Annotated in this window: 12 protein-coding genes; 7 read left to right on the top strand and 5 right to left on the bottom strand. The window is 69.6% G+C overall.

The features are described from left to right. Positions 1 to 965 (top strand): class II fructose-bisphosphatase (gene glpX / locus H0488_RS17490; RefSeq protein ID WP_183100529.1); only part of this gene is annotated, 965 nt, incomplete at its 5' end. A 119-nt stretch (positions 966 to 1084) separates the two neighbouring features. Here the strand turns inward: glpX and H0488_RS17495 are convergent. Next, positions 1085 to 1921: an esterase/lipase family protein gene (locus tag H0488_RS17495; protein ID WP_183100530.1), complete on the bottom strand. Its 837-nt coding sequence runs from the start codon at positions 1919 to 1921 to the stop codon at positions 1085 to 1087. Positions 1922 to 1980: 59 nt separating this feature from the next. Between H0488_RS17495 and H0488_RS17500 the strand changes: the two genes are divergently transcribed. The 5 genes from H0488_RS17500 to H0488_RS17520 all read left to right on the top strand — a co-directional run bounded on the left by H0488_RS17500 (position 1981) and on the right by H0488_RS17520 (position 7376). Then, positions 1981 to 2907: an alpha/beta fold hydrolase gene (locus tag H0488_RS17500; protein ID WP_183100531.1), complete on the top strand. Its 927-nt coding sequence runs from the start codon at positions 1981 to 1983 to the stop codon at positions 2905 to 2907. Between the two features lie 40 nt (positions 2908 to 2947). Next, complete coding sequence (locus H0488_RS17505; protein WP_246372382.1) at positions 2948 to 4345, top strand: extracellular solute-binding protein; 1398 nt, start codon at positions 2948 to 2950, stop codon at positions 4343 to 4345. Next, complete coding sequence (locus tag H0488_RS17510) at positions 4342 to 5289, top strand: carbohydrate ABC transporter permease (protein ID WP_183100533.1); 948 nt, start codon at positions 4342 to 4344, stop codon at positions 5287 to 5289. The genes H0488_RS17505 and H0488_RS17510 overlap by 4 nt, the downstream gene beginning before the upstream one ends. Further along, on the top strand, positions 5289 to 6173 hold the full coding sequence (locus H0488_RS17515; RefSeq protein WP_183100534.1) for a carbohydrate ABC transporter permease: 885 nt from the start codon (positions 5289 to 5291) through the stop codon (positions 6171 to 6173). The genes H0488_RS17510 and H0488_RS17515 overlap by 1 nt, the downstream gene beginning before the upstream one ends. Before the next feature lie 6 nt (positions 6174 to 6179). Beyond that, positions 6180 to 7376: an ABC transporter ATP-binding protein gene (locus H0488_RS17520; protein ID WP_183100535.1), complete on the top strand. Its 1197-nt coding sequence runs from the start codon at positions 6180 to 6182 to the stop codon at positions 7374 to 7376. Positions 7377 to 7380: 4 nt separating this feature from the next. Here the strand turns inward: H0488_RS17520 and H0488_RS17525 are convergent, their stop codons facing one another. Beyond that, complete coding sequence (locus H0488_RS17525) at positions 7381 to 8202, bottom strand: arylamine N-acetyltransferase family protein (protein WP_312856403.1); 822 nt, start codon at positions 8200 to 8202, stop codon at positions 7381 to 7383. Between the two features lie 23 nt (positions 8203 to 8225). Between H0488_RS17525 and H0488_RS17530 the strand changes: the two genes are divergently transcribed. Then, on the top strand, positions 8226 to 8618 hold the full coding sequence (locus H0488_RS17530; RefSeq protein ID WP_183100536.1) for a VOC family protein: 393 nt from the start codon (positions 8226 to 8228) through the stop codon (positions 8616 to 8618). Here the strand turns inward: H0488_RS17530 and H0488_RS17535 are convergent. From H0488_RS17535 to thiD, 3 genes are all read right to left on the bottom strand, one after another. Further along, positions 8593 to 8892 carry a DUF1905 domain-containing protein gene (locus H0488_RS17535; protein ID WP_183100537.1) on the bottom strand — a complete coding sequence of 100 codons (300 nt, stop codon included), beginning with the start codon at positions 8890 to 8892 and terminating at the stop codon, positions 8593 to 8595. The two genes, H0488_RS17530 and H0488_RS17535, sit on opposite strands and share 26 nt — an antisense overlap. 10 nt (positions 8893 to 8902) lie before the next feature. Then, positions 8903 to 10576, bottom strand: coding sequence for a phosphomethylpyrimidine synthase ThiC (gene thiC, locus H0488_RS17540; protein WP_183100538.1), 1674 nt, complete (start codon positions 10574 to 10576; stop codon positions 8903 to 8905). Continuing rightward, positions 10573 to 11289 (bottom strand): bifunctional hydroxymethylpyrimidine kinase/phosphomethylpyrimidine kinase (thiD, locus tag H0488_RS17545; RefSeq protein WP_183100539.1); only part of this gene is annotated, 717 nt, incomplete at its 5' end. The genes thiC and thiD, both read right to left, overlap by 4 nt.

Below are 11289 nucleotides of genomic sequence, written 5' to 3' on the forward strand. Positions count from 1 at the left end.
CCCTCGAGCTGGTGCGGGTGACGGAAGCTGCCGCGATGGCGGCCGGCCGCTGGGTGGGCCGCGGCGACAAGAACGGTGCCGACGGCGTCGCCGTCAACGCGATGCGGGTGATGATCTCGACGATCGGCATGGACGGCGTCGTCGTCATCGGCGAGGGCGAGAAGGACGACGCCCCGATGCTCTACAACGGCGAGCGGGTCGGCGACGGCACCGGCCCCGAGTGCGACGTCGCGGTCGACCCGATCGACGGCACCACCCTGACCGCCAAGGGCATGAGCAACGCGATCGCCGTACTCGCCGTCGCGCCACGCGGCTCGATGTACGACCCCTCCGCGGTGTTCTACATGGAGAAGCTGGTCACCGGTCCCGAGGCGGCCGAGGTCGTCGACATCCGCTACCCGGTCGCCGAGAACATCCACCAGGTCGCGAAGGCGAAGGGCGCCACGGCCTCCGACGTCACCGTCGTCCTGCTCGACCGGCCCCGCCATGCCGGCCTGGTCGACGAGATCCGGGCCACCGGCGCACGGATCAAGTTCATCATCGACGGCGACGTCGCCGGTGGCATCTCCGCCGCCCGCCCGAACTCCGGTGTCGACCTGCTGCTCGGTGTCGGCGGCACGCCCGAGGGCATCATCACGGCCTGTGCGATCAAGGCGATGGGCGGCACGATCCAGGGGCGGCTCTGGCCGACCGACGACGACGAGCGCCAGCGCGCGATCGACGCCGGCCACAACCTCGACCCCGACTACGTCCTCACCACCGACACCCTGGTGACCGGCGACGACTGCTTCTTCGTCGCCACCGGCATCACCGACGGCGACCTGCTCCGCGGCGTGCGCTACCGCGCCGGCGGCTGCACCACCGAGTCGCTGGTCATGCGGTCGCGCTCCGGCACCATCCGCACCATCACCTCCGAGCACCAGCTCCAGAAGCTGCGCAACTTCAGCTCCATCGACTTCGACTAGCCCTCATTGGCCGAGCGTGTCTCCGGCGCGTCAGGGGGCAGCAAGCTGCCGGTGCGCGCCTCCCGACACGCTGCCGACCCGCGGACGACGCGGTCAGGGCTTGCGGCTGGTTGGCGGCTTCAGGCAGTGGTGGCGTCGACCGCAGCGAGGGCGGCGACCCCTGAGGTGTGACGCACCAGCGCGTCACCGACGACGCGCATGACCCGCGGGTCGAGGGCGAGACCGATGTGTGAGGCACGGACCTCGACCGCGACGCCCTCGGGGTCGACGCAGGCCTTCCAGTCGACGATGCCGTCGCGCCGGGAGTAGACGTTCGTCATGGCGACGCCCTCGGGGACCGGCTGCCGGACCTCGTGGAAGCTGATCTCGGCGCAAGGACCCGAGACGCACTCCTGGGACATGACGCCGGGGAGACCGACCTGGGACAGGCGGTTCAGGACGGTGACGCCGCCGGTGAGCAGCCGGTGGTGAGCACCGGGCGCCAGCATCGGGCTGCCCATCGTGACGATGCCGGAGACCAGGTCGGGACGGCGGACCGCGATGCCGCGGGCGATCATGCCGCCCAGGCTGTGGCCGACGATCTGCACCCGCGACCCGCGCCGCTCGGCGATCCGCTCGAGGTGCGCCTCGACGAGGGCAGCCGCGTTGAGCGTGCACCCCACGTTGGCGCTGATGTGGGCGCGGTAGGTGCGGAACCCGCGCTCGCGCAGGCCCGCTGCCATCTGGCGCAGCGTCCAGTCCCCCGCCATGAAACCGGGGACGAGCAGCACCGGCTCGGCCGCGCGGACCGCGCCGCGGCCGGCGTACGGCGTGCGCCGGCGAGCCCGGCGGGACACGCCCTTGTGGACGGCCAACCGTCCGGCCTCGGTCACGACGCTGCCCTCACGGAGCAACGCAGCGAGTGCCGGACGGCCGAAGCCGTCGGGCAATAGGTAAGGCGCCAGCACGCTGCTCACATTCCCGACCTTACTTGGTTGAAACCTGAACCTGGTGACCATCCGGCAAACTGGAGTTCATGGGCACGACATCTGATCGGCACAACGTCGCGGTCTCCGAGGAGTTATTCGCCCCACTCCCGACCGGGGTCGAGCTCTGCTACCAGACCTTCGGCGACCCGGCGGCCGATCCGCTGCTGCTGGTGATGGGCCTGGGCGGGCCGATGAACTGGTGGGACGCCGACCTCTGCACGCTGCTCGCCCAGCACGGGTTCTTCGTCATCCGCTTCGACAACCGCGACACCGGCCGTTCCACCCGCGACACCCACCGGGTGCGGCAGCGCGACCTGGTCCGCGCGTTCCTCGGGCGGCCGGTCACGGCGCCCTACTCCATCGCCGACCTCGCCGACGACGGCTTCGGGCTGCTCGACCACCTCGGGATCGAGAGCGCCCATGTGATGGGCGTGTCCATGGGCGGCATGATCGCCCAGACGATGGCGGTCGCCCGGCCGGATCGGGTCCGGTCCCTCATCAGCATCATGTCGACCACCGGACGCCGTACGGTCGGCTGGCAGAGCCCCGGCCTGCTGCCGATGCTGACGACCCGCCGGGGTCCGGGACGGGATGCGTACGTCGAGGGCAGCCAGCGGGTCTGGCGGCTGATCGGCTCCCCCGCGTTCCCGCTCGACCCCGAGGAGCTCAGGCGCCGCGCCCACGAGACCTTCGACCGCGGCATCAGCCGCTCTGCCGTCGCCCGGCAGATGCTGGCCGTGCTCACGCAGCCGGACCGCACCCCGCAGCTGCGCCGGTTGTCGATGCCGACCCTGGTGGTCCACGGCCTTGCCGACCGGATGGTGCACGTCTCCGGGGGACGGTCGACCGCGCTGGCGGTGCCGGGCAGCGAGCTGCTGCTGATCGACGGCATGGGCCACGACCTCCCGGAGCCGCTCTTCGAGACCTTCGCCTCAGCGGTGCGACGCACGGCAGACCGCGCTACCCCGAACTAGGGAGCCCAACCGGTCTAGACAAAACATCAACTTCCGAGCAATGTGGCTGTGGTCACATCAAGCGGGAGGGTTCAATGGCGAATCGCTCGGGAGAACTTCCGACCCCGGAATCAGACGCGAACCCCGACTCGGTCCCGGGTCGGCGCAGCACAACCGGATCTCGGCGGACCTGGCGGCGCGGTCTCGCGACCGCCGCGACGATCGGCCTCACCGCAACGTTGCTGTCGGCTTGCGGCGACTCGGACGACGCCCTGGTCTGGTACATCAACCCGGATGCCGGCGGCCAGGCCGCCGTGGCGGAGGCGTGCAGCAAGGAGCTCGGCTNAGCAAGGAGCTCGGCTTCGAGATCACCACCCAGGTCCTCCCCCAGGCGGCCGGGGAGCAGCGCATCCAGCTCGCCCGTCGACTCGCTGCCGAGGACCCGGCCATCGACCTGATGAGCATCGACCCGCCGTACACGGCGGAGTTCGCGAACGCCGGCTACCTGGCCGAGATTCCTGCTGACATGCAGGACCGGTTCCGCGAGCAGGCGTTCGCGGGCGCTGCCGAGGCGGCGACCTGGGAGGACCAGCTGGTGGTCGCGCCGTTCTGGTCGAACACGCAGGTCCTCTGGTACCGCAAGGCCTTCGTCGAGAAGACCGGGCTCGACATGTCACAGCCGGTCACCTGGGACGAGATCATCAAGGCCGCCGCCAACAACGGCGGAAAGGTCGCGGTCCAGTCCAACAAGTACGAGGGCTACGCGGTCTGGATCAACGCGCTGATCGCCGGAGCAGGCGGTGAGATCGCCACCGACACCGAGAAGGGCGCGGAGGCGACCATCGAGGTCGACTCGGACGCCGGGGCCGAGGCCGCCCGCATCATCGAGTCGCTCGCCAGCTCTGACGCCGCACCGGCCGACATGTCGGTCGCCCAGGAAGGCCAAGCCGGGGCGACGTTCGGCGGGGACGAAGGCGCCTTCATGGTCAACTGGACCTACGTCCTGACCGGCGCCGGCTACCCGGAGGACGTGGTCAAGGACATCGGCTACACGCGCTACCCCCAGACCGTGGCCGGCGAGGAGTCCCGGCCCCCGTACGGCGGGATCGGGATCGGGGTCAGCGAGTTCTCGGACCACAAGGAGCAGGCGATCGAGGCCCTCGAGTGCCTGACCAGCCCGGACAACCAGGGCCTCAACGCCGAGCTGACCGGCAACATGCCGTCCAGTCCGGCGGGTTACGACTACCCCGCACTTGCGGAGATCTATCCGCAGGACCTGCTCGACCTCTTCCAGCAGAGTCTCGAGGTCGCTGCGCCGCGCACGGTGTCGCCGTACTGGAGCGACATCTCCGGCGCCCTGCAGAGCCGCTTCCATCCACCGTCGTCCGTGGACGAGGACACGCCGGCTGATGCGCAGGCCTTCATCGAGGACGTGCTGCAGCAAAGGAGCCTCCTGTGACCGCGACGGTTGACGCACCCAAGTCGACGCACCGGGCGCCAGCGGTCGTCAGCGACCGCTCGTCCGCGGAGAACCGCCTCGGCCTGCGACTCGTCGCACCCGCGGTGGTCGTGATGCTCCTGGTGACCGCATGGCCCATGATCCAGGCGCTCTACCTGTCGCTGTTCCAGTACCGGCTGACCTCACCCGACGAGAAGGAGTTCGTCGGCCTCGGCAACTACGCGACCGTGCTGGGCGACGGCCTGTTCTGGAAGGACACCGTCAACACCGTGATCATCATGGTGGTCACCGTCGCGGTCGAGCTCGTGATCGGCTTCGTGTTCGCGATGGTGATGCACCGGGTCATCTTCGCGCGAGGGGTGATCCGGACCTCGATCCTGATCCCCTACGGCATCATCACCGTGGTCTCGGCCTTCGCCTGGCAGTTCACGTTCAGCCTGACCAACGGATGGGTCAACAGCTGGTTCAACTGGCTGCCGTGGATCGCGGAGGACACCAACTGGTTCGGCGACCACTGGCCCGCGATGTTCGCGATCATGGTCTCGGAGATCTGGAAGACCACGCCGTTCATGTCGCTGCTGCTGCTCGCCGGTCTGTCCCAGGTCAGCGAGGACATGATCGAAGCCGCGAAGGTCGACGGTGCCACGTGGTGGCAGCGGCTCTGGAAGGTGATCCTCCCCAACATGCGGGCCGCGATCATGGTCGCTGTTCTCTTCCGTGCCCTCGACGCGTTCCGGATCTTCGACAACATCTTCGTGATGACCCGCGGAGCGCAGGACACGGAATCGTCCTCGTTCCTGACCTACCGGCAGGTGATCGAGCAGTTCCAGCTGGGTCTCGGCTCAGCCCTTTCCGTCCTGCTCTTCCTGACCGTCCTACTGCTGGCGTTCCTGATCGTGAAGATGTTCCGGGTCGACCTGGCCCAGGCGAGGGGTGAGGGCTGATGGCCACACGTGCAGACGCTCAGGCCAAGGTAGGCACCGGGATCGGCTTCGTCGTGATCATGATCTGGTGCCTGCTCCCGGTGGCATGGATCATCTCGTTGTCGTTCAAGTCCACCGCCGAGACCGGCGCCGGGAGTCCGCAGTTCCTGCCGAAGGACGGGACTCTCGACAACTACAAGACCCTGCTGGGGGTCGGGACCCTGAGTGACGGCACGAAGCCCGACCCGGCCGTCTCCGACGACTTCCTCCAGGCACTGCTCAACTCGTTCGGCGTCGCGGCCATCGCCACGTTGCTGTCGGTCGTCTTCGCGACGCTCGCGGCCTATGCGATCGCCCGCCTCGAGTTCAAGGGCAAGCGGCTCGTACTCTCCCTGGCCCTCGCGATCGCAATGTTCCCGGTGGTGTCGTTGGTGGGACCGCTCTTCGACATGTGGCGCACGTTCCACCTGTTCAACACCTGGCCGGGGCTGATCATCCCCTACATGACGTTCACGCTTCCGCTGGCGATCTGGACGCTGTCTGCGTTCTTCCGCGAGATCCCGTGGGAGATGGAGCAGGCCGCTCAGGTCGACGGCGCGACGTCGTGGCAGGCGTTCCGCAAGGTGATCGTCCCGTTGGCAGCGCCCGGGGTGTTCACGGCCGCGATCCTGACCTTCTTCTTCGCGTGGAACGAGTTCGTGCTCGCGATCTCGCTGACCTCCACGACGGACTCACGCACGGTGCCCGCACAGATGTCCTTCTTCGTCGGGCCCGACCCGTTCAATCCGCCGTACGGGCAGCTGGCAACGGCCTCGGTCGTCGTCACCGTCCCGATCATCGTCATCGTGCTGTTGTTCCAGCGCAAGATCGTCGCCGGCCTGACCTCCGGCGCAGTGAAGGGATAGGACCCCATGGCATCGATCAACATCCAGAACCTCGTCAAGAAGTACGGCGACGGGTTCCCGGCGGTCAACGACGTCTCGATCGACATCGCCGACGGCGAGTTCATGATCCTCGTCGGCCCCTCCGGGTGCGGGAAGTCGACCCTGCTGCGGATGATCGTCGGGCTCGAGGACATCACCTCCGGTGACCTGACGATCGGCGACCGTCGGGTCAACGACCTGGCGCCGCGCGACCGCAACCTCGCCATGGTGTTCCAGAACTACGCGTTGTACCCGCATCTCACCGTCTACGAGAACATCGCCTTCCCGCTCCGGCTGGCCAAGATGGACAACGCCGAGGTCGACCGGCTGGTGAAGGAGGCGTCGAAGACGCTCGAGCTCGACGAGCACCTCCAGCGCAAGCCGGGCAACCTGTCCGGCGGCCAGCGCCAGCGCGTCGCGATGGGGCGCGCGATCGTCCGGCAGGCCGACGCGTTCCTCTTCGACGAGCCGCTCTCCAACCTCGACGCCAAGCTGCGCGGCCAGATGCGCACCGAGATCTCGCGGCTGCAGAAGAAGCTCGGGATCACGACGGTTTACGTCACCCACGACCAGACCGAGGCGATGACGCTCGGCGACCGGGTCGCCGTGCTCAAGCGGGGCATCCTCCAGCAGCTGGCGACCCCGCGGGAGCTCTACGACAACCCGGGCAACCTCTTCGTCGCCGGCTTCATCGGCTCGCCGCCGATGAACTTCCTCCCGTGCGAGGTCTCGGGCTCGACCGCGAAGCTGCCGTTCGGCGAGATCGAGCTGCCTCCCGAGAAGGCCCGCGCGGCGGAGGGCAAGGGGCTGCTGATCGCGGGGGTCCGGCCGGAGAGCTTCGAGGACGCCACGTTGGCCCCGAAGGACAAGGGCGGCGCCACCTTCTCCACGACGGTCGACGTCGTCGAGTGGCTCGGCAACGAGACCTACGCCTACATCCCGTTCGAGGCCCCGCCCGAGGTCGAGAAGCAGCTGCGCCAGCTCGAGCAGGAGCTCGACGGCGAAGCGCTGCGCACCCAGCTGGTGATCAGCCTCGACGGCGCCAGCCGGATCAAGGAGGGCGAGACCGCCGAGATCTGGATGGACGCGGCCAAGCTGCACCTCTTCGACCCGGCCACCGGCGAGAACCTCACCGTCGACCGCGAGAACGCCGGCGAGATCCCGGGGGCGAAGGTCACCGCCTGAGGTTTCAGCTCCTGCCAAACCGCGCGAGCAGCCGCTCCTCCTCGTCATCGGTGAGCGGTACGGCGAGGGCGCGCAGCCACTCCGCGAGCTCGCCGTCGGCCAGGTCGCGGTGCTCGGTCGGCTCGCCCGGCCGCCGTACGGTCAGCGCGGTGCCGGTGACCGTGACGTGGCGGCCGTCCTCGTGCTTGGTGATCATCAGGCCGCTGCGGAAGTGCGAGGTCGGGAACGTGCTCGTGTAGTGGTGGCCCATCACCACGTCGACCGGGAGCACGGGCAGCTCGTCGACGGTGTGGGTGAGCTCCCAGCCGCCCTCGCGCAGCCGGTGCAGCTCCCAGCCGCCGTCCAGGTTCAGGCGCACCCGGTAGGGCCAGCCGCGCTGGTCGCTCTCCGCGCCGTCCACCAGGGCCACCGGCCGGACCAGGCTCATCCCGAATCCGGGGTCGCAGAGCAGCCGCTCGCCGTCGAGGCGCACCTCGACGGTCATGTGCGTGCGGCCCTGGACCGTGCCGGTCGCGGGGTCACCGACCCGCCCGAGGTGACGGCGTACGTCGAAGCCCAGCCGCTCGAGCGCAGCCGCGAAGACCGTGGCGTGCTCGAAGCAGTAGCCGCCTCTCCCCCGGTCGACGAACTTCTCGTTCAACGCGTCGATCCCGACGCCGGGGTGCTGCTCGAGCAGCACGTCGATGTTGTCGAAGGTGAACCGGCGGACGTGCGCCTCGTGCAGCTCGTCGAGCGCCGCCCGGTCGGGCGCGCGCGCCGCCAGGCCGAGCCGGCCGAGGTAGCCGTCGAGGTCGAGTCGGTCGATCTGCCAGGGGTCGTCGGTCACGCCCCGATCGTAGGGTTCTCCGCATGACCGTCCGCCAGCTCCGCCTCGTCGTCCACGCCTCCGACTACGACCAGGCGCTCGCCTTCTTCCGCGACGCGCTCGGCATGCCCCAGGCCGAGGCTTACTCCGGCCCGGGTGGCGCCGAGGTCACCATCCTCGATGCCGGCCGCGCCACCCTGGAGATCTGCAACGACGCGCAGATCGACTACATCGACGAGGTCGAGGTAGGGCACCGGGCGGCGCCGCACTTCCGGGTCGCGCTCGAGGTCGACGACTGCGCGACCGCGACCGAGGCCGCCCTCGAGGGTGGGGCGATGCCGGTCGCGCCGCCGACACTGACGCCGTGGACCTCGCTCAACGCCCGCTTCGACGCGCCGGGCGAGGTGCACCTCACCCTGTTCGAGGAGCGCGCCTGAGGTCCATCCCGACCTCGAGCACCATGCCGAGCTCGATGCCCTCGGCACGGCGTACGACGTCCTTGAGCGGCAGCAGGTAGCGACCGTCCTTGGGGAACAGGGCAGTCGCGAACTCGGTGTCGCCGATGACGGCCGTGACCGGCACCTGGCCCCAGTACTCCAGGCCCTTCGCGGCGTCCTTGACGTCGTCGCTGTCGTCGACCGGGATGTCGGCGTAGTAGAACGGCGCCGGGCCGCGCCACTCGATGACGGTCGCCGAGAACTCGAACTCCACGGCCGAGAGCCTAGACGCGGTCGGCGACCCTCGGGTCGACGTACACGGTGCCGCCGAGCTCGACGAACTCGGCCGACTTCTGTGCCATCTCGGGGGCGAAGCGGTCTCGAACGTCCTGGCTGATCCGCATCGAGCAGAACTTGGGCCCGCACATGGAGCAGAAGTGCGCGGTCTTGGCGCTCTCCGCGGGGAGGGTCTCGTCGTGGAACGACTCGGCGGTGACGGGGTCGAGCGAGAGCGCGAACTGGTCGCGCCACCGGAACTCGAAGCGCGCCCTGGAGAGCGCGTCGTCCCAGTCGCGGGCGCCCGGGTGGCCCTTGGCGACGTCGGCGGCGTGTGCGGCCAGCTTGTAGGTGATCACTCCCGTCTTCACGTCGTCGCGGTCGGGCAGCCCGAGGTGCTCCTTCGGCGTGACGTAGCAGAGCATCGCGGTCCCGTGCATCGCGATCGTGGCGGCACCGATCGCCGAGGTGATGTGGTCGTAGCCGGGCGCGATGTCGGTGGCGAGCGGGCCGAGCGTGTAGAACGGCGCGCCGTGGCACCACTCCTGCTGCAGCCGGACGTTCTCCTCGACCAGGTGCAGCGGCACGTGGCCGGGGCCCTCGACCATCACCTGCACGTCGTGCTCCCACGCCCGCCCGGTGAGCTCGGCCAGGGTGCGCAGCTCGGCCAGCTGGGCCTCGTCGTTGGCGTCGGCGGTGGAGCCGGGCCGGAGGCCGTCCCCGAGCGAGAAGCTGACGTCGTACTGCCCGAAGATCTCGCAGAGCTCGTCGAAGTGCGTGTAGAGGAAGTTCTCCTCGTGGTGCGCCAGGCACCACCCGGCCATGATCGAGCCGCCCCGGGAGACGATGCCCGTGACCCGGCGGGCGGTGAGCGGCACGTAGCGCAGGAGTACGCCGGCGTGGACGGTCATGTAGTCGACCCCCTGCTCGCACTGCTCGATCACGGTGTCGCGGAAGATCTCCCAGGTCAGCCTGTCGGCCTCGCCGTTGACCTTCTCCAGCGCCTGGTAGATCGGGACGGTGCCGATCGGGACGGGGCTGTTGCGGAGGATCCACTCGCGGGTGGTGTGGATGTCGTCGCCGGTGCTGAGGTCCATGACCGTGTCGGCACCCCAGGTGATCGCGTGCGTGAGCTTGTCGACCTCCTCCTCGATCGAGGACGTGACCGCGCTGTTGCCGATGTTGGCGTTGATCTTCACCAGGAACCTGCGGCCGATGATCATCGGCTCGGACTCGGGGTGGTTGACGTTGGCCGGGATGATCGCGCGGCCGGCGGCGACCTCGCTGCGCACCAGCTCGACGTCGCAGGACTCGCGGAGGGCGACGTACTCCATCTCGGAGGTGACGATCCCGGCTTGGGCGTAGGCCATCTGGGTGACGGGCATGCCGGTCGACCGGCGCGGGGGGCGCTTGTCGCCCTGCCACTCGCCCTGAGCGGCGCCGCGGCGGAGGGCGGTCCGGCCGTTGTCGACGAGCTGGGTCGCGCGGCCGGCGTAATCTTCGGTGTCGCCGCGGTCGGCGATCCAGTCCGCACGCAACGGCGGCAGACCCGCCTGGGGGTCGCTGCCGGGGCCCTCGGTGCAGTAGCGGTCGAACGTCTCGCCGTTGGTGAGGGCGACCCGCGTGAACGGGACGCGGAGGTCACCGACCTCGATGCGGGTGTGGGCGGGGTGGACGGTCATGGCGTTTCTCCTCTTTCGGTCGTCGAGCTGGTCGAGATGTGGGCGACGGGCCCTCGCCCGCGGCCGAGCTGCCAGGTGGTGCCGATGCGCAGCTGCTGCGCGACGTAGGCCGCGGCGCGGGCTGCCGCAGTCGGGATGTCCGCGCCGTGCGCGAGGTACGCCGCCAGCGCGCTCGCGTAGGTGCAGCCGGTGCCGTGGTCGTTGCTGGTCGCGACGTCACCACCGCGGGTGACGATGACGCCGGGCTGCTCGGGGCGGCCGAGCGCCACGAACTCGTCCTCGTTGGGAGTGATGACGGTGGCGAGCGGCAGCAGGTGCTGCTGGTAGGCCGCGACCACTGCCGGGTCGGCCAGGGTGGCGCCGGTGGACGCGCGCAGCACCGGATCGACCACCAGCAGCGGTCGTGTCCTTCGAGACGGCTGGTTCCTCGCCTCCTCAGGAACCATGCCCGAGAACGACTTCAGGCAGGCGCTGAGGCACACGACCGCTTCGGGGGTAGCGAGCATCCCGGTCTTGATGACCGCGACCGGGAGGTCGTCGAGCACCGCGGCGAGCTGGGCGGCGACCAGGTCGGGGGGCAGCGGGTGGATCGCGTGCACGGCCGTCGTGTCCTGGACGGTGATCGCGGTGACCACGCACGCGCCGTGCACGCCGAGGGCCGAGAGGGTCGCCAGGTCGGCCGCCAGCCCGGCGCCGCCGCCCGGGTCGGTGGC

It is taken from the genome of Nocardioides pelophilus, assembly GCF_014180685.1.
Classification (GTDB): domain Bacteria; phylum Actinomycetota; class Actinomycetes; order Propionibacteriales; family Nocardioidaceae; genus Nocardioides; species Nocardioides pelophilus.

Bases quoted from the DNA above. Each gene is read 5' to 3' on its own strand.
- H0488_RS17520 (WP_183100535.1), top strand. From the start codon at position 6,180: ATGGCATCGATCAACATCCAGAACCTCGTCAAGAAGTACGGCGACGGG.
- H0488_RS17500 (WP_183100531.1), top strand. From the start codon at position 1,981: ATGGGCACGACATCTGATCGGCACAACGTCGCGGTCTCCGAGGAGTTA.
- thiC (WP_183100538.1), bottom strand. From the start codon at position 10,576: ATGACCGTCCACCCCGCCCACACCCGCATCGAGGTCGGTGACCTCCGC.
- H0488_RS17515 (WP_183100534.1), top strand. From the start codon at position 5,289: ATGGCCACACGTGCAGACGCTCAGGCCAAGGTAGGCACCGGGATCGGC.
- H0488_RS17530 (WP_183100536.1), top strand. From the start codon at position 8,226: ATGACCGTCCGCCAGCTCCGCCTCGTCGTCCACGCCTCCGACTACGAC.